Origin of the sequence: Nocardia alba NBRC 108234, from assembly GCF_001612665.1 — a bacterium.
In the GTDB taxonomy this organism is placed as follows: Bacteria; Actinomycetota; Actinomycetes; order Mycobacteriales; family Mycobacteriaceae; genus Nocardia; species Nocardia alba.
In genome coordinates, this window is sequence record NZ_BDAX01000002.1 from 967,015 (window position 1) to 992,005 (window position 24,991).

Annotated in this window: 25 protein-coding genes and 1 riboswitch; of the genes, 11 read left to right on the forward strand and 14 right to left on the reverse strand. The window is 68.9% G+C overall.

Annotated features, from left to right (window positions below; all coding sequences use genetic code 11):
* The first annotated feature begins 13 nt into the window (after positions 1-13).
* A complete protein-coding gene (locus tag NA12_RS06085) occupies positions 14-1,072 on the forward strand; it encodes an NAD-dependent epimerase/dehydratase family protein (protein WP_371855974.1) in 1,059 nt (352 codons plus the stop codon).
* A gap of 27 nt (positions 1,073-1,099) precedes the next feature.
* Here the strand turns inward: NA12_RS06085 and NA12_RS06090 are convergent, their stop codons facing one another.
* Genes NA12_RS06090 through NA12_RS35125 form a run of 3 tightly spaced genes read right to left on the reverse strand, consistent with a single transcriptional unit; the run spans position 1,100 to position 4,228 of the window.
* A complete protein-coding gene (locus NA12_RS06090; protein ID WP_067447582.1) occupies positions 1,100-2,128 on the reverse strand; it encodes a sensor histidine kinase in 1,029 nt (342 codons plus the stop codon).
* Positions 2,118-2,819 carry a response regulator transcription factor gene (locus NA12_RS06095; protein WP_067446881.1) on the reverse strand — a complete coding sequence of 234 codons (702 nt, stop codon included), beginning with the start codon at positions 2,817-2,819 and terminating at the stop codon, positions 2,118-2,120. The genes NA12_RS06090 and NA12_RS06095 overlap by 11 nt, the downstream gene beginning before the upstream one ends.
* An 11-nt stretch (positions 2,820-2,830) precedes the next feature.
* On the reverse strand, positions 2,831-4,228 hold the full coding sequence (locus NA12_RS35125; RefSeq protein WP_424453537.1) for a hypothetical protein: 1,398 nt from the start codon (positions 4,226-4,228) through the stop codon (positions 2,831-2,833).
* 115 nt (positions 4,229-4,343) lie between these two features.
* Between NA12_RS35125 and NA12_RS06105 the strand changes: the two genes are divergently transcribed.
* The 4 genes from NA12_RS06105 to NA12_RS06120 are packed head-to-tail and all read left to right on the forward strand — an operon-like array spanning position 4,344 to position 7,274.
* On the forward strand, positions 4,344-5,006 hold the full coding sequence (locus tag NA12_RS06105; protein WP_243654929.1) for a glycosyltransferase family 2 protein: 663 nt from the start codon (positions 4,344-4,346) through the stop codon (positions 5,004-5,006).
* Positions 5,003-5,686 (forward strand): TIGR04282 family arsenosugar biosynthesis glycosyltransferase, encoded by a 684-nt coding sequence (locus tag NA12_RS06110; RefSeq protein ID WP_067446883.1) that lies wholly within the window; start codon positions 5,003-5,005, stop codon positions 5,684-5,686. The genes NA12_RS06105 and NA12_RS06110 overlap by 4 nt, the downstream gene beginning before the upstream one ends.
* Positions 5,683-6,861 (forward strand): molybdopterin-dependent oxidoreductase, encoded by a 1,179-nt coding sequence (locus NA12_RS06115; RefSeq protein ID WP_084472382.1) that lies wholly within the window; start codon positions 5,683-5,685, stop codon positions 6,859-6,861. The genes NA12_RS06110 and NA12_RS06115 overlap by 4 nt, the downstream gene beginning before the upstream one ends.
* Positions 6,858-7,274, forward strand: a complete 417-nt coding sequence (locus NA12_RS06120) for a hypothetical protein (protein WP_067446885.1) — start codon at positions 6,858-6,860, stop codon at positions 7,272-7,274. Before NA12_RS06115 ends, NA12_RS06120 begins: the two co-directional genes overlap by 4 nt.
* Positions 7,275-7,335: 61 nt before the next feature.
* Here NA12_RS06120 and NA12_RS06125 read toward each other — a convergent pair whose 3' ends face one another.
* On the reverse strand, positions 7,336-8,298 hold the full coding sequence (locus NA12_RS06125) for an L-histidine N(alpha)-methyltransferase (RefSeq protein ID WP_165914817.1): 963 nt from the start codon (positions 8,296-8,298) through the stop codon (positions 7,336-7,338).
* Positions 8,299-8,722: 424 nt separating this feature from the next.
* Between NA12_RS06125 and NA12_RS06130 the strand changes: the two genes are divergently transcribed.
* Positions 8,723-9,190, forward strand: a complete 468-nt coding sequence (locus NA12_RS06130) for a pyridoxamine 5'-phosphate oxidase family protein (protein WP_067446887.1) — start codon at positions 8,723-8,725, stop codon at positions 9,188-9,190.
* Between the two features lie 106 nt (positions 9,191-9,296).
* Here the strand turns inward: NA12_RS06130 and NA12_RS06135 are convergent, their stop codons facing one another.
* The 4 genes from NA12_RS06135 to NA12_RS06150 form a co-directional block, all read right to left on the reverse strand.
* The gene (locus NA12_RS06135) at positions 9,297-10,130 is read right to left on the reverse strand and encodes an LLM class F420-dependent oxidoreductase (protein ID WP_067446889.1); all 834 of its coding nucleotides are present in this window, start codon (positions 10,128-10,130) and stop codon (positions 9,297-9,299) included.
* Positions 10,131-10,182: 52 nt separating this feature from the next.
* Positions 10,183-10,518 carry a DUF732 domain-containing protein gene (locus tag NA12_RS06140; RefSeq protein ID WP_067446891.1) on the reverse strand — a complete coding sequence of 112 codons (336 nt, stop codon included), beginning with the start codon at positions 10,516-10,518 and terminating at the stop codon, positions 10,183-10,185.
* A 165-nt stretch (positions 10,519-10,683) separates the two neighbouring features.
* Entirely contained in the window at positions 10,684-12,003 is a 1,320-nt protein-coding gene (locus NA12_RS06145) for a glycoside hydrolase family 183 protein (protein WP_243654930.1), read from the reverse strand.
* Between the two features lie 208 nt (positions 12,004-12,211).
* A complete protein-coding gene (locus NA12_RS06150; protein ID WP_067446893.1) occupies positions 12,212-13,108 on the reverse strand; it encodes a LysR family transcriptional regulator in 897 nt (298 codons plus the stop codon).
* Between the two features lie 74 nt (positions 13,109-13,182).
* On the opposite strand from NA12_RS06150, the gene NA12_RS06155 reads away from it, so the two are divergent.
* Entirely contained in the window at positions 13,183-14,724 is a 1,542-nt protein-coding gene (locus tag NA12_RS06155) for an MFS transporter (RefSeq protein ID WP_067446895.1), read from the forward strand.
* Here the strand turns inward: NA12_RS06155 and NA12_RS06160 are convergent.
* Positions 14,703-16,259 (reverse strand): WD40 repeat domain-containing protein, encoded by a 1,557-nt coding sequence (locus tag NA12_RS06160; protein ID WP_067446897.1) that lies wholly within the window; start codon positions 16,257-16,259, stop codon positions 14,703-14,705. The genes NA12_RS06155 and NA12_RS06160 overlap by 22 nt on opposite strands.
* A gap of 219 nt (positions 16,260-16,478) precedes the next feature.
* Between NA12_RS06160 and NA12_RS06165 the strand changes: the two genes are divergently transcribed.
* A complete protein-coding gene (locus NA12_RS06165) occupies positions 16,479-17,174 on the forward strand; it encodes a GNAT family N-acetyltransferase (RefSeq protein ID WP_243654931.1) in 696 nt (231 codons plus the stop codon).
* Positions 17,175-17,316: 142 nt separating this feature from the next.
* On the opposite strand, the gene NA12_RS06170 is transcribed toward NA12_RS06165, so the two are convergent.
* Complete coding sequence (locus tag NA12_RS06170) at positions 17,317-18,627, reverse strand: lipase family protein (RefSeq protein WP_084472386.1); 1,311 nt, start codon at positions 18,625-18,627, stop codon at positions 17,317-17,319.
* A gap of 503 nt (positions 18,628-19,130) precedes the next feature.
* Between NA12_RS06170 and NA12_RS06180 the strand changes: the two genes are divergently transcribed.
* Positions 19,131-20,441 carry a sensor domain-containing diguanylate cyclase gene (locus NA12_RS06180; RefSeq protein ID WP_165914818.1) on the forward strand — a complete coding sequence of 437 codons (1,311 nt, stop codon included), beginning with the start codon at positions 19,131-19,133 and terminating at the stop codon, positions 20,439-20,441.
* Here the strand turns inward: NA12_RS06180 and NA12_RS06185 are convergent.
* Entirely contained in the window at positions 20,403-20,852 is a 450-nt protein-coding gene (locus NA12_RS06185; RefSeq protein WP_067446904.1) for a tautomerase family protein, read from the reverse strand. The two genes, NA12_RS06180 and NA12_RS06185, sit on opposite strands and share 39 nt — an antisense overlap.
* A 101-nt stretch (positions 20,853-20,953) precedes the next feature.
* Here NA12_RS06185 and NA12_RS06190 point away from each other — a divergent pair, with 101 nt between their 5' ends.
* Positions 20,954-21,913: a GlxA family transcriptional regulator gene (locus tag NA12_RS06190; protein WP_084472389.1), complete on the forward strand. Its 960-nt coding sequence runs from the start codon at positions 20,954-20,956 to the stop codon at positions 21,911-21,913.
* A 12-nt stretch (positions 21,914-21,925) separates the two neighbouring features.
* On the opposite strand, the gene NA12_RS06195 is transcribed toward NA12_RS06190, so the two are convergent.
* Positions 21,926-22,195, reverse strand: coding sequence for a hypothetical protein (locus NA12_RS06195; protein WP_132369882.1), 270 nt, complete (start codon positions 22,193-22,195; stop codon positions 21,926-21,928).
* A gap of 226 nt (positions 22,196-22,421) precedes the next feature.
* Here NA12_RS06195 and NA12_RS06200 point away from each other — a divergent pair, with 226 nt between their 5' ends.
* A complete protein-coding gene (locus NA12_RS06200; protein ID WP_067446908.1) occupies positions 22,422-23,339 on the forward strand; it encodes an SMP-30/gluconolactonase/LRE family protein in 918 nt (305 codons plus the stop codon).
* Between the two features lie 191 nt (positions 23,340-23,530).
* Positions 23,531-23,612: riboswitch (ZMP/ZTP riboswitch) on the reverse strand.
* Between the two features lie 63 nt (positions 23,613-23,675).
* Here NA12_RS06200 and NA12_RS06205 read toward each other — a convergent pair.
* Both NA12_RS06205 and NA12_RS06210 read right to left on the reverse strand, forming a co-directional pair.
* Entirely contained in the window at positions 23,676-24,551 is an 876-nt protein-coding gene (locus tag NA12_RS06205; RefSeq protein ID WP_067446910.1) for an aminoglycoside phosphotransferase family protein, read from the reverse strand.
* Positions 24,551-24,970, reverse strand: coding sequence for a MerR family transcriptional regulator (locus NA12_RS06210; protein WP_084472390.1), 420 nt, complete (start codon positions 24,968-24,970; stop codon positions 24,551-24,553). Before NA12_RS06210 ends, NA12_RS06205 begins: the two co-directional genes overlap by 1 nt.
* Positions 24,971-24,991: the final 21 nt, after the last annotated feature.

Sequence of the window (24,991 nt, forward strand, 5' to 3'; positions counted from 1 at the left end):
CAGAATCGACGGCATGCGCGTCCTACTCACCGGTGCCGCCGGTTTCATCGGGTCCCATATTCGCCGTACCCTCGAGAATTTCGGGCACGAGGTGATCGCCGTCGATCTCATGCTCGCCGCGGCCCATGGGCCGGACGCGCCGACGCCTGCGGGGATCGACCGTCTCGACGTGCGCGATCCCGCGGCGCTCGACTCCCACCTGCGCGGGGTCGACGTGGTGTGCCATCAGGCCGCCGTGGTCGGGGCGGGCGTCAGTGCGCAGGACGCGCCCGCCTACGCCAGTCACAACGATTTCGGCACCGCGGTGCTGCTGGCCGCGATGGACCGCGCAGGATGCCGACGGCTCGTGCTGGCGTCGTCGATGGTGGTCTACGGCGAGGGCCGCTACCGCACCGCCGACGCCGAGCTGTTCGTCCCGCCACCGCGCGCGATCGACGACCTCGAGCGGGGCGAGTTCGATCACCGGGATCCCGGCTCCGGTGATCCGCTCGAGTGGCTGCCGGTCGGCGAGAACACCCCGCTGCGCCCGCGCAGTCTGTACGCGGCGAGCAAGGTGGCCCAGGAACATTACGCCGCGGCGTGGGCGACGGCGACCGATTCGACGGTCACGGCGCTTCGCTACCACAATGTGTACGGCCCTGATATGCCCCGGGACACCCCGTATTCCGGTGTCGCGGCGATCTTCCGGTCGGCGCTGGAAGCGGGTGCGGCACCGCGGGTCTTCGAAGACGGAAAACAGGTCAGGGATTTCGTGCACGTGCACGACATCGCCGCGGCGAACCTGGCCGCCGTCGAAACACCGCTGGGTGGGTTCGTCGCGCTCAATGTCGCCTCCGGACAGCCGATCACGATCGGCGAGGTCGCGCAGGTCCTCGCTGCCGCACACCACGGCAGCGCGCCCGTCGTCACCGGGCAGTACCGCCCCGGCGACGTCCGCCACATCGTCGCCAGCCCTGATCGCGCCCGCCTGCTGCTCGATTTCACCGCCGCGATCACACCTGAGCAGGGATTGGCCGAATTCGCCGTGTCCCCACTGCGCGCGGTAGCGAGCGCCGGAGCTCCGACCTGGTGAATCGCTGTCGGACTCGGAGGGGAAGGACTACTCGTGGGCAGTGGTGCCGGACAGCAGCGGTAGCCGAATCTCGAAAACTGTGCCCTGCTCCAGGTTTCGCGCGGTGACGACGCCGTTGTGTACCGACATCAGACCGGCGGCGATAGCCAATCCCATTCCGCTGCCGCCGTTGTCGCTCGGCGATCGGGCCGCTTTGCCACGATATCCGGCCTCGAAGATGCGTGGCAGATCGGCATCGTCGATGCCGGGGCCGGTATCGCGGATGCGCGCCCATGCCTGTCCGCCGTCCGTGCCCGCTGTCATCTCGACCAGCCCACCCGTCGGGGTATGGGCGATCGCGTTGGCGACCAGATTGGTCAGCACCCTGGTCAGTGCCTGATCGCTGGCCGCCACCATGATCCGGGTCGGCGGCTGGCGGGCGGCGACGTCGATCTGGGCTCGGTGCGCGGCCGGTTGTGCGGCGGCGAGCACCTCGTCGATCAGCTCGCGCAGGTCCACCGGTTCCAGCGACAGCCGCAGTGCGCCCGCGGCGATCTTCGACATCTCGAACAGGTCGTCGACCATGGTCGACAGCCGCGAGGTGTCGCGCATGATCTGTCGGCCGTACCGCGCGACGTCGTCGTCGGCGCGCACCACACCGTCCGCCAGCGCCTCGCCCATCGCGCAAATGCCCGCCAGCGGAGTCCGGAGGTCGTGGCTGACCCAGGCGACGAGTTCACGGCGCGAGCGCTCGGCCTTCCTTTCCTGATCGAGCATCTGTTTCTCCCACACCAACTGCCGGGCCTGGGCTCGGCCGAGCAGCACCGCGGCGGGCACGGTCACCGCCGTGACGACCGCGAGCACCACCGCGACCCGTTCCAGCTCGTCGGTGAACATCATCCGGCTCACCGCGACGAAGCCGGTCAGCGTCGCCACCGTGGGGATCAGGACCAGAATCAGCATGCTCGCACCGAGCAGGCGGTCACGAACCACGCGCAACGCCAGGGCACCGACCACGACCACCGGAATGGTTCCGATCAGCGCCAGTCCGATCAGGCCCGGGAAATCAGTCGGCATCGGGGGCGCCGCCGTCTCCACCGCGGCCCCACGCGTAGCCACGCCCCCACACGGTGTCGATGCGATGCGCCGCACCGAGTTTGGCGCGGAGCCGTTTGATGTGGACGGTGACCGTCGACTGATCACCGAAGGTCCAGCCCCACACGTCGGCCAGCAGTTCGGTGCGGGTGAAGACCCGCTGCTGGTTGGACAGCAGGAAGGCGAGCAGATCGAATTCCCGGGCGGTCAGCTCGACCGGCGCTCCCGCGACCGCGACGGTCCGCGAGGCAGAACGCAATTCGACTGTGCCGCTGCGCAGTACAGGGTCGCCGACCGGCTCGTGAATCCTGGCCCTTCGCAGCACCGAAGCCACCCGCAAGGCCAATTCGCGAGGGCTGAACGGCTTGGTCAGGTAGTCGTCGGCGCCCGCGCGCAAGCCGACCACCCGGTCGTCCTCCTCACCGAGGGCCGTCAACATGATGATCGGGATCTCGGGTCGCGGACCCTCGCGGACCCCGCGACACAGCGCGATCCCGTCCGGCGGCGGCATCATCACATCGAGGATCGCCAGGTCGATCGCCGAATCGCGCAGCGCGGCGGCAGCGCACGCACCATCGGCGGCCTCCGCGACCTCCAGCCCGTCGCGTTCGAGGTAGCGCCGGACCACCTCGCGGACCACCGGGTCGTCATCGGCAATCAAAATGCGCGTCATAGGGTTTCGCTTCACCAACTCGTCAGGATGAGATGTGCTACGAGCAGTGTGCCCAGTGCCTGCACCGCGAGCCATACCCGGGCCGTCGATCTGGGCAGCAGGGCGGTCGCCGCCAGGATCCAGATCTCGAACGGAAGCCAGATCCGCTCGGTCTCGGCCTTGCTCAGCAGACTGGCGTCGGCGAGCAGGATCGCGGCGAGCCCCGCGACAGCGAGCAGAGCGGCGGGGTCGACATCTGTGCGCCAGTTCTTCAGTGCACCAGAGAGATTCGCGCGGACCTCGGTGGGCGACGGCAGCGCGAGGCCCGCCGGAATCCGGCTCGACGCCGCAGCGGACGCCAAGCCGACAGCACACACTGTCGCCGCCAGATTCGCCCAGACCCAATACGACACCGGTCGATCGGTGGCGATTCCCTGGTAGTAGCGCTGCACCACGAGTTGATAGCCATCCCACCACCAGAATCCGGCAGCCGCGAAGGCCACGACAACCAGCACGACACCCACGACGGCGGGCCACACCCCGCGCACTCCACGCACAGCGACCACCGCGCCCGCGACAACGGCCATCAACACCAACCCGTAGTTGAGGAACAAGCCGAACCCGAACAGCACACCGGACCCGAAGGCGAGCAGCGGATTACGCCCGTCCGGTGCGAGCGCGAGCGCGAGCAGCGCCACCGCCCAGGCGGTCACGCCGGCGAACAGGGCGTCAGCCGAGACCGCCAGCCAGATCGCGGCGGGCGCCAGCGCGAGAAATGGTGCGGCAGCACGTGCTCGCTGCTCTGACCCGAGCGCGCGCAATGTCACCACGACCGCCACCGCGGCACTGCAGCCGACCGTTGTACACAGCACACTCGCCCAGACGCCGCCGCCGAGGCCCACCCGATCCGCCAGCACGAAGACCAGCAGCGCGCCCGGCGGGTGACCGGAAACGTGCGTCGTCCAGGAGTCGGGCTGGAAGTCCAGGATCCGGCCGGCGAACCCCCGCACCATCGCCGCGATATCGTCCACGCCGCCGACCTCGTACAGGTATTCGTGATAGGTGGTGAGGCGGCCGGCGAACCCACGCTGCCAGCCGTCGACCATCGCCAGCGCGAACGCCCAGGCGAGCGCCGTCAGCCAGGTCACCAGCAGCAGCCGCCGCCACGGCAGGCGAGCGGCGAGCGGCGGACCGTAGACGACCACCGCGACCGCGATCACTACCGACGGGCCGCTCCCCCACCCGACGTGTGGCAGCCAGCTGCCGAACAGCGGAGCCGCACCGGCGAACACATTCTGGCGCCACTGCCCGCCGACGAGCGGCGGCACCGCGACGGCGAGCCCGAGCAGCGCCGCGGCCGCCGCCGCGCAGTACAGATCGGCGCGGCGGGTTCGGGCCCGGCGCACAGTGGAGACAGACGTATTCCGCACTCGCTCACCGTAGGATCGCGCACCGACCGACCGATACCGGCACGGTCGTGCCGTCACACTTTCGTAAGCGGTTCCATCAGGCTTTTTCCCGCGAGCCGACCCTACGGTCGATGGTGTGAGCATTGACGATGACATCCAGCGGGTGACCGTGGTGATCCCGTGCCGCAACGAGGCGGGAGCCCTGCCCGGCGTGCTGGCCGCGATCCCCGCCGAGTACGCCGTGATCGTGGTGGACAACGGCTCCACCGATCGCACCTCGGCCGTCGCGCGACAGTCGGGAGCCCGGGTCGTCGAGGAGCACCGGCCGGGATACGGCTCCGCCGTGCAGGCCGGGGTCGAGGCCGCGAAAACAGAGCTGATCGCGGTGCTCGACGGTGACGGGTCCATGGACCCGGCGCAGCTGCCCGATCTGGTGGAAATTCTCGTGCCCGGGGTAACGATGGTCGCGGGACGTCGCAGGCCGGTGCCCGGTGCGTGGCCATGGCATGCGCGGCTGGGCAATTGGCTGCTGGCCTCGTGGCTGCGCCGACGCTACGGCCTGGCTGTCCACGACCTCGCCGCCATGCGGGTCATCCGCCGCACCGAACTTCTCGCGCTGGGTCCGCTGCACCCGCGCTCGGGATATCCCCTCGCGCTGCTCGCGCGTGCCGCGACATCCGGTTGGCAGGTCGTCGAGCACGACGTCACCTATCACCCGAGAAGCCATGGAGTATCCAAGGTTTCGGGATCAGTGCGCGGGACTATCGGTGCCGCACGTGATTTCTGGAGTGTGCGATGAACGAGATCGATGCCACGTTGCTCGTGGTCGCCAAGGCGCCGATCCCTGGTTTCGCCAAGACCCGGCTGACCCCACCGCTGAGTTCGGTCGACGCCGCCGACCTGGCCGCCGCCGCCCTGCTCGACACGCTGACAGCGGTCCGCGAGAGCGGCGTCCGACGTGCCGTTGTGGCATGGACCGGCGATCTGTCGCAAGCCCGGTGTGCGAACGAGATCGCCTCGATGCTGGCCGATTTCGTCGTCGTCGAGCAGCGCGGTCACACCTTCGGTGAGCGGCTCGCAGCCGCCCACGCCGATGCGGCGCATCCCGGCCTACCCGTCCTGCAGATCGGCATGGACACCCCGCAGGCCGGTCCCGACCTGCTCGCCGCGGCGGCGGCCGAGATGATAGCCGGGGCCGATACGGTGCTCGGACCCGCCACCGACGGCGGCTGGTGGGCACTGGGTTTGACCGACCCTCGTGCCGCACGCGTACTCACCGAGGTCCCGATGTCGACCGAGCGAACCGGCGAGCTGACGCGAACAGCATTGTGCCGCTACGGTTGTCAGGTCACTCGGCTACAGGAGCTGACCGACGTCGACCACGTCGCCGACATCGCCGCTGTCGCAGCGGCATCGAACGGACGCTTCGCCGCCACGGCCGCCCGACTCGACCCGCTGTTGGCCGGAACCCGAAGATGAACGACGAACACCCGACATCGACCACCAGCGAACTCTTGCTCCCCGATGCGCTCAGCACACAGATCTCCCCCGCACGATCCACTGCCGTCGCGGCCAGAGTGGGCATTCTGCTCGGCATCGCGATCACGATCTGTTTCCTCACCGGCCTGATCAGCCATGGGATCCAGCGCCCGCCCGCCTGGTTCTGGTGGCCGGCCCATCCGGTGTGGCTGTACCGGGTGACCCAGGGCGCGCACGTGATCTCCGGCGTGATCGCCATACCGCTGGTGATCGTCAAGTTGTGGTCGGTGTATCCCCGGCTGTTCGCACGACCGCTGCTCGGCAACCCGCTGCGCATGCTCGAACGCGGATCCATCGCCGTGCTCGTCGGATCGACGATCTTCCAGCTGGTCACCGGGTTGTTCAATACCGCGCAGTACTACCCGTGGCGATTCTTCTTCACCACCACGCACTATGCGTTCGCCTTTATTGCCGCCGGTGCGCTCGCGGTCCATCTGGCGATCAAGCTGCCGGTCGTGCGCGACGCGCTCGCGCGCCCGGAAGTGACTGTGCCCGTCGGTGAGTCGTCGACGGAGGTTGCCGGGATCTCACGTCGCGTCGTGGTCGGATCCGCGATCGCCGCCGCGGCAGTCGCCGCGATCGCGGTGGCGGGCCAGACGGTGCCGCTGCTGCGCCGGGTCTCGGTGCTCGCGCCCCGCAGCGGTACAGGGCCGCAGGGGGTTCCGGTGAACCGGACAGCGGCCCAGGCCGGAGTCACCGAAGCGGCCCGGGCCCCCTCCTATCGTCTCGTCGTCACGGTCGGCGAGCGGACTCGCGAGTTCTCTCTGGCCGACCTGACCGCATTGCCGCAGACCACGGCCACTCTGCCGATCGCGTGTGTCGAGGGTTGGAGTGTCGGTGCCGAGTGGTCAGGTGTCGCGGTCAGGGACCTGTTGGACGCCGTGGGCACCTACCGCGGCGAGGATGTGGTGTTCCAATCGCTCGAGCGCGGCGGTCTGTACAACCGGTCGGTGTTGCCGCAGCCCCACATCGAGGCCGCCGATTCGTTGGTAGCGCTCCGGATCGGCGGCGAGGAACTCGACATCGAGCACGGGTATCCGTGCCGCTTGATCGCACCGAATCGGCCGGGCGTACTCCAGACCAAGTGGCTCTCGACCGTCGCGGTACTGCGATGACGGCCATTCGGGTGATCCTCGGCCTCGGCGGTATCTGGCTCGCGTGGTTCGGGGTACATCTCATCTTCGAGCAGAGTCCCACCGATCTGCTGTCGATCGCCCTGTGGTTCGCCGGTGCGATCGTGCTCCACGATGGCGTATTCGCACCCCTGTGTGCCGCCGCGGGTCTCGGTGGCACACGAATCCTGCCGCCGTCATGGTGGGCGCCGGTGACCATCGGCGCGGTGTGCTCGGTGACCTTGGCACTGATCGCCGTACCGGTCTATGGGCGCGAACTCGCCGTCGCGGGCAACCCGACCGTTCTCGACCGTGACTACCACGCAGGATTGCTCGCGGCGATCGCGGTGGTCTGGTCGCTGGTGCTCGCCACGGTGTTCGTCCAGGCCATGGTGCGGCGGCGACACCGGAGCTGACCGCGGTCGCGGTTGTGCCCACCCAGCGATCGTCGACCGATCCACGCGCAGCGCAGCGCTGTTACCCCATCGACGGCTTGGCCAGCACCAGTGCGTAATTGCCCCGGATATCGGCCCACCATCGATCGATCGTGAGGTCGACTGCCGCCAGCTCGGATTCGAGCTGCTCACGCTGAAATACGGCGACAGTCTCGGTGCGGATCTGAGTACCGCGCTCCAGCGCGACCTCGAACTCGAGTGCCGGGATCCGCACTCGCTGGTCGCACCGCGCGAGCAAGCGCAACTCCACCCGCGAGGCGTTCTCGTCCCAGACCACTCGGTGCTCGAATTGCTCGGTCACGAACTGCGCACCCAGTTCGCGATTGAGCACGCACAGCACGTTCCGGTTGAATGTCGCGTTCACCCCGAACTGATCGGTGCGCGCCGCGATCAGTCGGTGCGATGCGGTCGTCAGGTCGATGCCGATCAGTAGGGTGTCGTCCCACTCCATACTCGTCCGAATCCGGCGCAGCATCCCGGCGCGTTCGCCGGGCAGGCAACCGCCGAATACCCCGCCCAGCAGGGTGATCAGCCTGCCGCCGCGAGCCGGCAGCCGATGTGGTTCACACACGAAGTCGGCCACCATCGCCCGGACGGAGAGCCGAGGATAGGCACGCGCGATCACCACGGCGGCGGCGGCGAGCGCGTCATCGCCGAAGTCGACGGGGATATAGGTCTGCAGGGTCGCCGCGAGCCCGTCGATCAACAGCCGCGCCGCGTTCGGTCTGCGGGCACCCAACTCGAGCAGCGTGCACGCCCCGGTCGCGCCGGCGATCGCACCCGTATTGGCGGCCAGGATGGCGAGTTCGCTGCGCGCGGCGTAGAACTGTGGGAGCCGGACGATGTCGTCGTGTAGCTGAACTCCCCGAGCGTCGAACAGGAGCCGCGCCGGGAGCCACTTCGACGGCGCCGACAACCCCTCGGCGACCCGACCTCCGAAGAGGCCATGGTTCCCGGTGGACTGAAGTCGATCTATCGACAGCATGTCAGCTCCCTGATCTCGTCGTGGCGGGTGCCCTACAGACGCGTCATCGTGAACACTGCGATGCCGCGAAGCCATCGCACTTCGCTCCCACGACCGCGACTCCGGCCAGGACCTCATCCACCTCCGAGCGACGGAGGGCGCCGTCATCGCTGCTGGTCGGCGCACGGTGCGGTGGACGCGATGCACCGGACCTGCACTCCAGGCGAAAATTGCTCCACACGATACAGGCGTCAGTATGCCCTGGACTGTGGCCGTCGCCGCCGGTGTGCGGCGCGTCGTGATCCACTGCGCTGCCGGACTCACTCCAGGGTTTCGCATACTGCGCGCGAGCCGTTGAGCATCACACCGGAGCGGATATGGAATGCTCGCTGGAACCCGGCATCCGCTCCGGCTCCGCCCTGAATGTCACGACAGGAAGGCGACGATGATGGTCAGCGACGACATGAGTGTCCAGGAACTCGCCGTCAACGAATGCTGGGCGCTACTGCGGACCGAGGAGGTGGGCCGACTCGCGGTGTGGGTGGACGACCATCCGGATATCTTCCCGCTCAACTTCGCGGTCGATCACGGAACCATTGTGTTCCGATCCGCGCCGGGCACCAAGATGTCCGCCTCGCTGTCGGATACGCCCGTCGCGCTGGAAGTGGATGGCTATCTCGCTCGATCGCACGAAGCATGGAGCGTGGTGGTCAAGGGACGTGCCGAAGGGATCCGTGAGATCGGCGAGTTGACCGACACCGTGGATCTGCCCCTCTTTCCGTGGCAGGCCGGGGCGAAGAATTTCTTCATCCGACTCGTACCCACCGCGGTGACGGGTCGCCGGTTCGCTGTCGCCGACCCGGGCGCCTGGCAGACCCCGTTCTCCGGGGTACGACGGTCTTCTTCGGAGTAAGTAGAGCACCTGTGCCGGAACAGCTTTCGGTGGCGAGCACGGCCCGCCGGGGCGGTCCCAGGAAGGGACCGGCTCGGCGGGCGGCGCAACAGGTCGGGATGTCAGCTCACGGTGCGAGCGGCAACGCCGTGGCCACCGCGCGCAGCGCCTCGAGGTAGTCCTTGTTCAAAGCCTGGACCGCCACGTGATCCGCCCCCGCCTCGAGATGCGCGACCAACCCGGCCGCGACCTGCTCGGGGGTGCCGTTGACCGCGAGGACATCGATCAGGCGATCGCTGCCCGGCGTGGCCAGGTCCTCGTCGGAGAAGCCGAGTCGGCGCAGGTTGGCCACATAGTTCACCAGCCCCAGGTACATCGGGACCATCTGCCGTGCCACGGCCCGTGCGCGGTCGGCGTCGTCGTCGAGGACGACTTTCTGTTCGGCGACGAGAAGGGCGTCCGCGCCGAGGGTCTCGCGGGCGATGCGGGTGTGCGCCGGCGGGGCGAGGTAGGGCAGCGCGCCCGCGGTCCGGTCGCGCGCCAGTCGCAGTACGCGCGGCCCGAGCGCCGCCAGTGCCCGGCTCTGCTTCGGCACCCCCGCCGCGTCGAGGTCGTCGAGATAGGCCACCAGCGCGTCATACGGCTTGATCGCGGACGCACCGTCGGCCTCGGGGTGACCGACACCGATGCCGAGCAGAAAACGTCCGGGGAACCGCTGTTCGATCCGGTGAAAGGACTCCGCCACCGCGTCGGCGGGCGCCGTCCAGATATTGACGATGCTGGTCGCGACGGTCAACGACTCCGTCGCCGCCAACAGCGATTCGACCACGGGTAGATCCGCGGGCGGTGAACCACCCAGCCACAGCGCCCCGAATCCCAACTCCTCGATCTCCCGCGCGGCTTCCGGGGTGAATCCCTTGTACCCGCGCCACACACCGAATTTCTTGATAACTGGGGTCATAACGAAGGCAACGAGGCACCGCGCTGGATCTATTCCACGAAGCGTCGCCGATTCAGGAGGCGAAGTCAGGGCACAGATTCGTCGACGCCGCGCTGACGAAGAGCACGCCCTGTTCGAACTGGTAGGTCCGCTCGACCGCCGATACCTCATCGAGAACCGATCCACCCGCGCGCAGGTGGTCACAGCTCGTGTAGCCGGCGGCGATCGTCTCGCCCGCCGTTCTACCGGGCAGGGTCGCGCCGTTCAGTGCGATCTCGTCGAGGAACGAAGCCTCTCCGGGGCTGACGCCCGCGGTCGCGGTGGCACCGCCCACCGCGGCGCCGCCGAGTGCCGTGAGGGTCAACGCGCAGGCGAGGGCGAAGGCACGGGGCCGGATTCGGTTGATCATGATGTGGTCCTTCGGTTTCGGAGCCGTTATCGATGTAGTGCCAACGATCCCGCACTCCGCATCGTCACAGAACCCACCCCAGGGCTGACGAAGGCCACCCTCGAACTCCGCTCGGCGCCACGACATCTCGTCGGTCCAGCGGCGGTCTCCGGGAGCCGCCCACGCCTAGCGGGCCGGCACCTTGAAGTGCATCGCCCGATACGGCCAGCCGACGGCGGTGTTCCACTGCGAGACCAGCAGATGCAGGCCGCCGTGGAGCGTGGACCCCGGGATGATGCTCGGGCCGTAGAGCTGCGCGATCCTGTCGTTGCCCTCCGCTCCCCACGCCGAGCCCCGCAGCGGCGTGGTCTTGGGGACGAGGTAGAGATTGTCGGTGGGTGCGGCGAACAGGCGCACATCGATGTCGTATCCCCCGGCGGTCGAGGCGTCGAAACTGACCAGTACCCAGGTGTTCTGGATCTTGCGCAGACACATCTCGCCGAACCTCTCGGCGGAGGGTTCGCGTTCGAGGACCGGGGTGGGCGGGTTGCCCCAGGCCCATCGGCCGTCGCGCCAGCCCCAGCCGATGTAGGCGTCGGGATCGGTGATCCGCTCCTCGCGGACCCGGCGCAGGATGATGCCCCTGTCGCGCTGGAATCCGGTGGAGTAGATGTAGACCCATCCGTCGTCGTCGCGGGCCCAGGTCCACAGTTGCGCGAAACCGTCGTGGAGGTCGGCCTCGAAGATCGCTTCAGTGGGATGCCAGGTCCTTCCGTCGTCGGCCGAACGCCAGATCTGGGTACGGACCACGTTGCCGAGACCTTCGTTGACCATCACGTGCAGGTAGATGTCGTCGCCGAGGGTGATGACATCGGAGGGCAACATCGTCGTGTTCGCGCCGTGGTCGTAGGCCCACAGCTGCCGGGCGTGGTCGGGGTCCGGACCGGCGGCTTCGTGCCAGACGATGCCCTCGTCCAGATCCGTTGTGTCCGAATACAACGCGACCGGCGAGCGCCAGTCGCCGCCGCCGACCACCGGGTCGCGGAAGGTGTCGCCGAAGACCGCGAGGATCCGGCCCGACGGCGTACGGGTCATCACGCCGAGATCGGTGGCGGCCATCCCGAACCGGTCGGTGCGACCGGGCCCGGTCGCATCGGTGATCTTGCGAGCACCGGGGGTGGCGGGCCTCGGCGGCACCGGAAGCCGCCAGCCGCCGGTGATGACGGCGTACCACTCGCGCGCGTGGATGTGCCCCGAGACCGGCCAGCCCTCGGCCCGCTGCAAGGCGATCGCGGCCGTGCGGGTCGCCGCGTCGTACACCCCGGTCCTGGCGATGCCGAGGGTGCTCTGCCAGCGCCGCAGACCGTCTTTCGACGAGGGCGGCTCGGTGCCGAATCTGTTCGACCACGAGTTGCGCGGCCCTTCGAGAGGACCCCAGTACTTGCCCGTCGGCAGCGGGAAGCGGTCGGCGACGTTGCCGTGGGTGCCGTCTGTGGAACGCGTCAAGTGCACCGATCCCGAGGGTGTAGTTGGTGCGGTTCGCGATACCGTGCGCGTCGTCTCCGACACAGTGCGGTCGAGACCCGCTCGATCGGAATGTGTTGTAGCTCAACCACTGTGGCGACGGCGGCTCGCCCATCGCGAACGCCACCGTACCCCGATCATTCTGACACGCGCTCGCCGCATCGCGCAGGTCTTCGCGCTCGAACGGGGATCACCGACCGGCCAGCGCGCCCACGATCGTCTCGCGAAGCCACCGCTGGGCCGGATCGGTATCGAGGCGGACATGCCAGTACTGGCACACCTCCACTTCCGGCAGCGGAGCCGGGACCGGGAACCAGCGAATCCCGAACGCCTGAGCGTGTTGTCGGGCGAACCGCTGCGGGACCAGCCCGATGTAGTCGGTGGAGCCGACCAGCAGCGCCGCGGCGACATGGGTCGGCACCAACGCGGCCACCCGCCGACGCAGACCGGCGGCCTCCAGCGCGTCGTCGAGCGGGCCGCGCGCGCGACCGCGCCGCGACGCGGACACGTGCGGATACCGGCACAGCTCGGCCAGGCCGGGGTTCGGCCCGAGCTCGCAACGCGCACCGGCGATCCCGACCATCCGTTCCCGATAGAGCACCTCGCCGCGGATATCGGGCGCGGTCGCGCCACCGACGCCGATGTCGAGATCCACCGACCCGTCCCGCAGCGCGTCGGCGCTCTCGGCGCCCTCGGCCACGAAACTCAACACGACGCCGGGCGCGAGGGCCGAGGTGGCCTCGACCACGACGGCGGCCAGGGTCGAGGCGATGCCGTCGTTGATCCGGAGGGTGAAGACACGTTCCAGATCCGCGACCCGTACCGCACGTTCGGCGTTCACCAGCACCGACGCCTCCTCCAGCAGCGAGCGCACCCGAGGGGCGATGCGCAGGGCGAACGGCGTGGGCACCATGGCCCGCCCGGCGCGGACCAGGACCGGGTCCCGCACGGCCCGGCGCAGTCTGTTCAGCGCGCGGCTGGTCGCCGGAATCGACAGCCGCAGGCGTTCCGACGCCGCGGTCACGCTGCGCTCCTCGACCACAACATCGAAGACGCGCAACAGATTCAGATCGAACTGGTCCGCCATAGTTGCATCCTACGCAATTCATCTTTATCAAAGTTGCGTCGCACGATAGGGCTGAAAATTTCTACCGTCGACGCATGTCCTTGGAATACCGCTCTTCACCACAGGTCCCGACCGACAGCGGCGGTCCGATCCGGCAGCGTGTGCTGCTGACGGTCATGTGTTCCTGTGTCGTCCTCGTCATCGGCATGGTCGCCGCGGTCAATCTGGCGGTGCCGCTGTTGGCGGCGAGCAGCGTACGGCCGTCCGCGCCCGGTCTGCTGTGGATCGTCGACAGCTATCTCGTGGTGTTCGCGTGCCTGGTCATCCCCGGCGGCGCCGCGGGTGATCGCTTCGGACGCAAGGGAGTTCTGCTGGCCGGGCTGGCACTGTTCGCGGGCGGCGCGCTGCTCTCGGCGATCGCGCCCACGGTTCCCGTGCTGCTGGCCGGGCGCGCGATCACGGGCCTCGGCGCCGCCGCCGTACTGCCCAACACCCTGGCTGTGCTCCTGCACGCCGTCCCCGCCGGTCGCCGCGCCGCGACGATCGCGACCTGGGCGTCGATGACCGGGATCGGCGGCGTCGTCGGAAACCTCGGCGGCGGCGCGATTCTCACCACCGGGTCATGGCGGTGGCTCTTCGCCGCCGCCGCGCCGATCGCCGTTGCCCTGATCGCGGCGACCGCGAGCGTGGTGCCGGTCTCGCCCCGCCACGACCGCCGATTCGATCCGCTCGGCACCCTTCTGCTGGTCGGCGCGTCCACCGCGCTGCTGTTCGCGATCGTCGAGGGTCCGACCGCCGGCTGGACCGGGCCGCCGGTGCTCGTCGGATTCGGCTGCGCGGCAGGATTGTTCGCGGCGTGGGTGGTGACGGAACTACTGGTCGAACATCCGCTGCTCGACCCTCGGCTGTTCCGCATCCCCGCTCTGCGCAGCGCCTGCCTCGGTATGATCGCCGTCTTCTTCGGCATGTTCGCGCTGTTCTACCTCAACGCCTCGTTCCTGCAATACGGTATGGGATTCGGCACCCTGCGCACCGGACTGGCGATCGTGCCGCTGACGGCGCCGATCATTCTCGGCGCGTCACGCGTGGCGCTGCTCACCCGGCGGATCGGTCTCGACGCGACCATCGCGCTGGCCTTCGTCGGTGTCGGTATCGGACTGCTAGGCCTGTCCACGACGGACCCCGACACCCCCTACCTCGCGTACGCGGCGTGGCTGGTGGTCACCGGCGCCGGGGTGACGCTTGCCCTGCCGACCCTGTCGGGCGTTATCGCGGGATCGCTGCCGCCCGAACAGGCCGGGGCCGCCACCGGATTGCAGGCCACCACCCGCGAATTCGGCAGTGCCCTCGGCGTCGCCGTGGCGGGCACCATCCTGACCGCGCGCTTCAGCGCCGCCCTGCCAGACCCCGGCACGGGCGGCCCGGCACCGCACACCGTGGAGGAAGCGGCGGTCGCGGCGGGACCCGAGCACGCCCACGAGATCGCCACGGCCTTCATCGGGGCGGCGGACGGGGCGTTTCGCGTCATCGGGTGCACGGTGCTCGTCCTGGGCGCGCTCACGGTGGGCCAAGCGGTACTGGGCCGCCGGGCCGGCGCGTCGGGCACCGGAACGTCTCACGCGTCGCGCAGGATCTGACGTCCTTCGCGCAGCCAGGTCGCGGCAGTGGTCTCGTCGAGGTAACCGCCGGCGAGCACACCGGAGACGAACACCTCGTCGGCCCGTTCCGGCGGGAAGTTCTCGTCGCCGTAGACGTCACCGATGAGGAACGCGTCGAACTCGGCGTCGGGAATCGGGAAGTACAGGGAGTAGGACAGCACCTGGGCGCGGATCTCGCCGGCCCAGAGCGTCCCGCCGTCGTCACCGTGGTCGCACAGCACCACGGTGGCGACCTCGAGCACACCGCTGATCGACGCGCCGATGCCGTAGCGGAACATCGCCGACTCGGCCCACACATCGCCCTGCACCACCAGCAGACTGCCGTAGCCGTCCGCACCCGCGGTCGCGTCGAGGGCTCCCTCGACGATCAGGTCACCGCGAATCGCCACCGCGTAGCCGTCCTCCGCGTGCGCGTCGAGCAGCGCCGTGGTGTCGACCACGTGGACGTCGCCGTCGTAGAAGACGACCTCGTCGAGGGCGCAGTCCGGCCACGACACCTCGGGCATCAGCAGCGCGGCCTCCGCGAGCGGCATCGTCTTCCCGCTCCCGACGTCGAGCACGGGTCGGCCACCGCGACCGACAGTGCGGCGGCGGGGCGGACCGAACTCCTGCCGGGGCGCCAGGTACACCGTGTCCGGCGCGGCGGTGCCGTCGAAATACAACGCGCCGCTGAACCGGTACGGCGGTCCCTGCTGGGTCCAGCCACCGTAGAGGTGACCGTCGCCCCAGCGCAGGATGCTGGTGAGCCGGTAGGGCGGCTCCACGGCCGGGAATTCCCGCAGCGCACCGTCGCACCCGAGGAAGCCGACGAATCCGTCGCGACCGACGACGAGGAAGCCGTCGCGGTCCGGATCGTGGAGCACCCGCTCCAGGTCGAGCGCGGGAACGTTGTCGCACGGAATCGGCGAGCCACCGGGGGCGGCCAGCGACAGCTGGCCCTCGTCACCGGCGACGGCCAGAGTGCCGTCGGGTGCGAAGGCGGCGGCGGTCAACGGCGCGTGTCCGGAGAACACCTGCCGCACGGAGCCGTCGGCCGACAGCTGGATCAGCTCGTGTCCCGCGACGAACATCAGGTCGTTCTCGGGGGTCACGACCACGCCGACGATGTGGTTCTCGGTGAACCGTGGACGCACGGTCAGCTCGCTGGTTCTCGGGTCCAGGGTGGCGACGAATCCGTCGTCTCCGGTGACCCAGATCGACGCGTCGACGTCGACCAACGCGTACAGGCAGCCCTGCTGATCGGTCGCGATCCGCTCGACCCGCTCCGCGCTCACGATCGCGAGGTAGCCGGATTCGCCCGCCACGACGATCTTCTCGTCGCCGATCGGCAGCACCGCGCGCAGACCGTGCGCGTCGATCGGGCGCGACCGCCAGCCGTCGGCATCGAACCGCAGGACCGCGCTCGCACCGCGACCGCCACCGGCCGCCCAGATCGTGCCGTCGCGACTCGCCAGCGCCAGCGGACCCGGAATCGTGCCGAGCACCGGATGCCCATCGATAAACAACGCGTTCACGAAATCGCAGCCTACCGAACGGATCCGCTCCGATCTCGCCGGCCGCCGGAATCGAATCGCGCGCCCGGCGCAAGCGCCCGCTCTCCGATATCGCCTGTGGCCGAATCGGTTTCGCGAAGAGTCCGCTGAAGATCCGCTCATGCGGGAACCGTCTGCCGATCACGAGCCGCACGCCTCGATCACGTGTGGGTCGCCGGGGTTCGCCTATATTGGTGCACCGTGTCCACGATCGACGACCTGCATCGCTTCGAGCCCGTGTCGGATCCGCGACCGGTCGACAGCCCATGGCCGCCACTGGTGTGGCCGATCCCCGACGAGGTCGTGCTGACCGGTGACGTCGTGCGGCTGACGACAGCCGATCCGGAAGCCGACGCCGCCGAACTGTTCCGCGCCCTCGATCACGAGCAAGCGTGGACCCACATCCCCCTGCGTACCGAGGACGCCGACCGATTGGCGGATCAACTCGCGCGCTGGCGCGCCGATCCCGAATGGCACCCGTGGACGGTGCGCCTGGTTCGCGACGTTCGCGGCATCCCCGCGGGTTCGATCATCGGCATGACGTCCTACCTCAATGTGAGCGTGCGGGACGCGCGGCTCGAGATCGGGGCCACCGTGTACTCGCCCGCGGTCTGGGGTAGCGCGGTGAACCCGGCGGCCAAACATCTGCTGCTCGGTTACGCGTTCGACACCCTGCGCACCGGCCGGGTCCAGATCAAGACCGATGTCAGAAACCATCGCTCCCAGCAAGCCATCGCGCGCCTCGGCGCTCACTACGAGGGAACGCTGCGCCGAGAGTTCCGGCGCACGGACGGCACCGTCCGCGACACCGCTCTGTTCTCGATCACGGCCGAGGACTGGCCGGATGTGAACGAGCGATTGACCGCACGCCTGCGCACTCACGACGCGAAGCTCTGACAACGCCGCCGGTACCCGTCCGCGACGACGTCGCGTTCGGACCGGAACCGCCATATCGCGCGACCCGCGAAAACGACTCGTGGCGGGTGCGAACCGAATCGCACCCGCCACGTTCGCAGTCACACGGACTGCTCAGTCCTCATCAGTCGATCGAGCAGCCGCCGACCGGCTTGTCGGCGATCCGGTCGAGCAGATAGATGAACGCGTTGTCCGGGCCGAAGCCGTCGATGATCTCCGGACCGAAGTGGTTGGGGATCGTCGCGCCCGACAGGATCGGGGGCAGCTCGTTGGTGCGGAAGGTGACCGTCGCGCCCTGGCCACACCACTCCTCGGCGAGGCGGTGCGCCTGGCCGTACGGAACGGTGTCATCGTTGCGACCGCTGGTGATCAGGACCGGCGTCGTCGGTTTGCGGCTGCCCAGACGCAGCTCGGCCAGCACCGGGGCCGCCTCGGGCATGTTGATCAGGTGCTCCGAGAGCGAGCGGCCGTCGATCGTCCACGCATTGGTCCGCTGGAACGGGTAGCGCAGGATCAGGTCGGCGACACAGGTGTTGCTCAGCGTCGCCATCATGGCGCGACCTTCGGGCGTGGTCACCCGGTCGACGGCCCGCTGCAGGTCCGGGTACCGGGCGAGCATCCCGTTGATGCCGTAGGCGATGGCGCCGCCGATCAGTGCGCCGTCGATCCGGTTCAGGATCTCGGTCAGGTCGGCGACCGGGCCGCCGGCCCAGGTGCCCTTGAGGTTCAGTTCCGGTGCGTACTCCGGCAGCAGCTCGGCCGCCGCCGCGGTGGCGCCGCCGCCCTGCGAGTAACCCCAGAACACCACAGGGGTGTCGGAACCGACGCCCGCGATGGCATTGGCCGCCCGCGCGCCGTCGAGGACCGCGTAGGCGCTCTCGAACCGGTTGGCGTAGGTGTGGATTCCCGGAGTGCCCAGACCGATGTAGTCGGTGACCAGCACGCGGGCGCCGAGGGCGCTCCACACCGCCGAGGAAGGCAGTTCCTGGTTCGCCGAGAGGCCGAGCTCCGGAGCGGAGGTCACGGAGATGCCCGTGGAGAACGCCACCGACATCGCGCACTGGTCACCCTGGCCGGAGGTGCCGGGCGCGATCACGACGGTCGGTCGCGGGCCGGGGCCCTGCCACGGGTTGGTCGCTTCGATGTAGGTGCCGGAGACGGCGACGGGGGAGCCGTCCTGGAGGCGGCTCGTGTACATCACGTGCTCGGCCTTCGTCGGCCAGCCGGTCGCGGTCGGCAGGGTCGCCAGGATGGTCATCGGGGCGGTCTTGATGATCGCGCCCGGAGCCTGGGGGATCAGCGTGGGCGGGGTGTAGAACGCGCCGGCCGGGTCCGCGGTCGCCTGCTGGACGCCGATTCCCTGACCGGCCACCGCTGCCACACACACCAACGCCGTCATCGCGGCGTTGCGGGCCCGGGATCGTGCCTTTTGCATTCAAGTCTCCATCGATGCCACGCCCGCATCGTCGCGGGTGTGCCCTGAGTCGCAGCCGTAATCGTTCATGATCCAGGTCACGAAGTCTGCGAACCGAACAGTAACATGGTTACCGAGCTGATAGAAATTCCGGACGAACAGCGAAGGCCTACTACCGAGCGCGCCGAACGGCCGTGCCTGCGCCCAGTGGGAGTCGTAGCACTTCGACACCGAGCAGAGGATGCTGGAGATCAGCGCTCGTCGCGAATCCGACACCGGGATCGTCGGTCCGCGCTCGGTATTCGCGCGGCCCGTCCGCCGATCGGCGAATTCACGGCGAATGCGAGATGACCCACGGATCGGCGTGGTTCCCACGACCGTCTGCCGCCCCGAGGAGACAACCGCGTCGACTATCGACCCCGAGAACGGGCAAGGACGGAGTCCATTCCCCGCTATTCCCGCAAATTCTCAGCTTTCTTCTGGTTGGATGTGACGCAGGGTGTGTACAGGAGGTGTCACCCACGGTGCCCGCACGACGATTCGCTCAGCAATGGGCTGCTCACCTGTCCGCAGTCACGCTGACGACGCTCGAACAGGAGCGACTCGTCGAGGCACTGGAGAGCCTCCTCGACCGGCTGATGATCTCGATGACCGGCCCGTGCTGGGATCTCGACGTCGCCGAGACCCTCGGGAGCGACCTGGCCGAGCTGGGGTTCAACTCACCCGACGCGGTCGAGGCTTCGCTACCGACCCTGCGTGCGGTGTATCGACACCTCGATGCCGACCCCGATCTGTTCGACCGTTTCGCGTCCCGCTTCGGATTCGGCGTCGGTCGCCGCAGCGTGTCGTCCCCGGTGACGCCGTCGGCGGCCGACGGGTTCGAGGTCGCGTTCCGGCACGCCTCGGTGGCGATGTCCATCGGCGACGCGGAGGGCCGCATCATCGACGCCAACCCGGCCTTCGAGCGGCTGATGGGCCACCCGCTCGACCTGCTGCGCGGACTCGACGGCTTCGACCTGGCCGGCGAGGAGGCCGACCTCCAGCGGCGACGCGTGATCGCCGAACTGGCCTCGACCGAGTCGGGCACCGTGCGCTTCGAGATAAGTCAGCCCGGCCCCGACGGCACCATGATGTGGGTCGCGTGGACGGTCACCCAATGCCGCTCGGCCAACGGCGAGCGAACCTACCTCCTCGGCTTCGGCCAGGATCTCACCGAACACCACGCCGCCGCCGAACAGCTGCAGTGGCAGGCCGACCACGACCCGCTCACCGGCCTGTCCAACCGGCGCCATCTCCACGCCGAACTGCGCGCCCTGATCACCGCCGCCGAACCCGCCGAGCGGGCCGCGATCTGCGCGCTCGACGTGGACGGTTTCAAAGCGGTCAACGACACCTACGGCCACCTCGTCGGCGACCAGATCCTCGTCGAGTTGGCCGAGCGATTGCAGCAGAGCCTCGGTTCCGACGGGAAGCTGCTGACCCGCCTGGGCGGGGACGAGTTCATCGTCGTGCTCCCACCGCCCTCGGTCCACCACATTCGCGAGACCATCTGCCTGCTGCGCGGCGCGGTCAACGAACCGTTCACCATGGTCGACACCCCGTTGTCCGTCTCGGTCAGCATCGGCGCGATCGTGACGCCACTGACCGATCTGACAGTTCACGATTTGCTCGCCCGAGCCGACGCGTGCCTGTACGAGGCCAAGGCCCTCGGCAGCAATCGATGGGTGCTGCGCACGGAGTGTCCGACGGCGAGCTCGACGGCTCCCGAATCCGGTCCCGCTGAGCTGGGGTCGGTGTCAGCCGATCGCGGTCAGGTGTTCGAACCCGGCCGATGACGCCATCTCGGGTAGTCGGCGGATTCCGCCGTTCTGCGCCCACTGTCCCTCGGGAACCTCGTGGATGACGCAGGAGGTGACCACCATCCGAGAATCGTCGTCGGCTCTGGTCGCGCGCGCCGCGTCCTGGAGTTCGCGCGCGAACCGCGCCTTGCGCGCCGCGTCGAGGACGCCGGCGCTGACCTGCCAGTCGATGAACACGCCGGCGACCGCGTCCTCGACCCGCTGTCCGGCCGAGTAGAAGCTGCCGGGGGCGAGTTCGGTGAACAGCACCAGCGCGCCCATCCGGCTACGGGGGTCGTCGGGAATCGATTCGGCGCGACACGCCGCCTCGGTGAGCGCGGTAGCCAACCGCGCTTTCTGCTCGTCGTCGAATGCTCTGGGGGTCAACGTCACTCGCATCAGTGGCATGTCGTGCCTTCCGTGTGTCCGGTCTTCGGTGACAACGATGCCCCGCGCGCCCCGGGGGCGACCAGTGGCAGGAATGACAATTTTCTTGCACAATTCGCCACATGATCGGCATCGACGCACTCGTTCTTGATGGTGCCAGCGCCAGCGCGGTGGGCACGACCGTCGACGTGGTGTCCGCGGCGAACCGAATCCTCGGCACACCCACGTTCGACCTGCGTCTCATCTCCCCCGGCAGCCAGGTGGTCCTGCGCGGCGGACTGACCGCGACCGCGCAGCCACTCACCCGAGCAGCGCCACGCGAGGTCGTCGTGGTGCCCGGTCTCGGCGCCGCCGACCCCGAGGAGCTCGCCGACCGGCTCGCCGCGCCCGATATCGACCCCGCCGGACGCTGGCTCACCGGCGCCCACGCGCACGGTACGACGATCGCCGCCTCCTGTACCGCCGTGTTCGTCCTCGCCGCCTGCGGTCTGCTCGCGCGACGCCGCTGTGTCACGACCTGGTGGCTCGGCGGCGAACTCACCCGGATCGCGCCCGCCGCGCACGTGGTGATCGAGGAAATGGTGGTGCGCGACGGGCCGATCTGGACGGCGGGCAGCGCGTTCGCGCACATCGACCTGATGCTGGCGCTGACGCGGTTCCTCGGCGGTGCCGCGCTGACCGACGAACTGGCCCGTCGGCTCGTCGTCGACGAACGCACCTCGCAGGCCGCGTTCCTCATTCCGTCGCATCTGGCAGCCCGCGACGAGACCGTCGCGGCGCTCGAATCCTTCGTGCGGACCCATCTGGACCAGCCGCACACACTGGACTCGCTAGCTCGGTGGTGCCGCGTGAGCCCACGGACCTTGGCGCGACGCACCGATCGCGCCGTCGGCCTCAGCCCGATGCAACTCGTGCAGCGAGTCCGACTCGAGCACGCGCTGCACCTGCTGCGCACCACCCATCTCCCCCTCGGGGAGATCGCGGCGGCCGTCGGCGCGGCCGACCCGGCGACGCTGCACCGGCTCGTCAAACGCCACACCGGGCGATCGCCGGGCGCGCTGCGGCCAGGAACAGCCCGCTGACGCGCCCCGCGACTACGCGGTGAACAGCGCGACGAAGGCCAGCGAGGTGACGGTCGGCAAGAGCAGGCCCACCACCTTGCCGACCGTCGCCCGATACCGCTGCGGAAAAGCCCATGGCAGCGCGCACACGGTGACCATCGAGGTGGGCACCGCCGACACCGTGCCGAAGATCAGTCCGTAGCCGTGCGGATCGAACGCGGGATCGGCGATCAGCCGCGATTCGAACACCGTCACCACACACCGGAGCCAGGCCAGACCCGCCACCACCCCGAGACCACCCACGGCCACCACCCAGCAGCGCCGCCACCACCCTCGGATCGGCACCCTCGGTCGCACACCCGGGCGACCTACACCCTGTGTCGACTCCGCCGAAACCACGAGCCCCTGTCGACCGATCATCCACGCCATGTAGCTCCACCCCCGCCAACATCACACCAGAGATTCGGTTGTCGCACAGAGGAAAAGGTCGCCCGTCGGTGGTTCGGACGTGTCACCGTAGGCTTCCCGAATGAGAATTTCGGGTGTGCGCGCGGGAGCGCTGTGTGTGGCGATGGTGGCCGCGATCAGCGTCGCCGACGCCGCACCGACCACCGCCGCGCCGACGACGACGACGAATTGCACCGGATGGCACAGCGATACCGTGGCCGCCGGCCTCGGCCAGTTGGAGAACCTCGAACCCGACGGTCGGGGCGGCTTCTATGTTTCGGGGTACCGCAAGATCTATCACGTCGACGGTTCCGGATCGGTGCGCACGGTGCTGGACGATGTCGCTGCCCCCGGCGGCTTGCAACTGGACGGAACCACCCTCTATCTACTCACCCGCTCCGACGGCGAGCTGTGGCGCTATGACACTGTCACCGAGCAGCTTTCGCACATGGTCGACTTTCCCGGCAACGGCCTGCTCCGCTTGCCGGACGGCGACTTCCTGACGACCTGGATCGGTACCGAGGACGGACCGTCACGAGGGGTCTCCCGCTACGACCACACCACCGGCGAGGTCGTCGCGAACTGGTCGCCGACGCCGCGAGCGGAAGGACTGTCCCTGAGCCCGGACCACCGCGCGGTCTACACCGACGACCTGTTCACCGGCCAGATCTACCGGATCCCGCTGGACGCGCCCGACCGCTGGACAGTGGTGACAAGGATCCCCGGACTGCTACCCGGCCCCGACGACGTGACCGCGAGCGCCGAGGGCGACCTCTACGTCGCGGGCCACGTCTCCGGCACGGTCCATCGCGTCCACCTCGAGTCGGGCGCGAGCTGCGTCATCGCCGCCGACCTGGCGAAGGGCTGGGCGGGCCCGACTTCGGTCCGCATCGGACCCGACGGCGACCGGTCGGCGCTGTATGTCACCTCCTTCGACGGCACCCTGCGTCGGTTACGTCCGCCGAGCGACGTACGACTCACCCCGATCGACGCCGTCTGACCGGACCGCCCACCCGTCCGAATGAACCGAACACCCGGATCAGTGATGGAACAGGCGCAGTCGCGTCCGAACGAGTCCGATGCGGTGCCCACGACAGACGTCGGCGCCGACATCCACAACGGAGGCTCGCTGACGAGGATCTATGCCGTAGCGCAGATCCATTGCCGCACTCCACTTCCCGAACTCGAGTTCGGGAGCACCCCGGCGGACGACGCGCCGATGATGCGCTTCCTCGTGGTCGTGATCCACGTGACGCCAGTCGCGAAACCCACTCTCGGACACGAGAGGAACGCTCGTATCCGACTCCCGACACCAGCGGCTGCCGAACATCACAAATCAGCGGTGGCGCCACCCGAGTGGACTTCTGCCGTGCGGGTCGTGCAGGGTTCCGGCGCGCAGTCGGGACGTGAAGTTCGTCAGGGCGTGCTCGAACAGCCTACGGTCGCCGACCAGGACTGCCGCCGCCCCCAGCTGCAGCGGGAAACACGCACGATGGCGCAGTGCGCGCTCTATGGAAGCTCCGTTCTCGGCGACAGCCTCGACCGCTCGAGCCCCGTAGAAGCTGATCAGCGACGCGAGGTCGATCGCGGGATCGCCCAGGCACATGTGGTCGAAGTCGATCAGCGAGCGGATCCGCTCGCCGTCCCACAGCACATTGTGCGGTCCGAAATCTCCGTGGACGAGACCGGTCGATGCTTCGGCTTCGGCCGCGAGCAACTCCTGCACGATCCGGCGCGCGAGGGCGGCCTCGAGCGGGTCGAGTATCGCGACGATATGATCGTCGACGATGTCGGGCCACCGTTGCCCACCGCACCACGCGCGGGGCGCGGCGATGCCGCGCGGCACGTCCGCCGGGTCGACCGCGCGGAGCCCGTCCAACAGCCGCGCGAACTCGGCGGCGACCGAGGGCCAGCCGAGATCAGGTCGATGCTCACCGGGCGCCGGGGTCACCAGCATCGCCGAACGGGCACTGTCCTCGACCACGCCCGACAGCGGACGTGGATGTTCGACGGGCAGCCCGAGCGCGGTCGCTGCGGTCAGGTTGGCGTGTTCGCGGGCCAGTCGTCGCGGCTGCGGTCCGTGGCACGACACGCGAGCCACCGCCGTCGCGGTGAGCGCGACGTGGTGGAAGCACCCCTTGTGCAGGACAGCTCGGCGCCAGTCGTGGTCGGGCCAGACCTCGGTGAGCCAGGCGAGCAGCTCGGCGCGCATCAGATCCCCTTGAAGTCACCCGGTGGGCGAGTGTCGGCGTTGGCGGCGAATTCCGAGCATCGCGGGCACTCGGCGACGATCGGATGAGTGCAGGCGGCGAGGTGTTCGAGGAACTGATCCGTCGCCCGCAGCAGCGCGATCCGGGCGCGTACCGCGGCGCGGTGCTCGGCGATCAACTCCAGTCGACCGGGGTGGGCGGACAGGCCGAGTCGGCGCATCTGCTCGAGCGACAGCCCGGCTCGTTGCAGGGTCTGGATCAGCCGGGCGTAGTCGAGAATGTGTTCGTCGTAGATGCGGTGCCCCGAAGGACTGCGCGGTGGCGCGAGCAGCCCGACCGATTCCCAGTGTCGGAGCACATGCGTCTCGACCCCGAGGGCGGCTGCGGCATCACCGATCTTCATCGCCGGCGTCACGGACACGATTTCCCCTTTACTTCATGT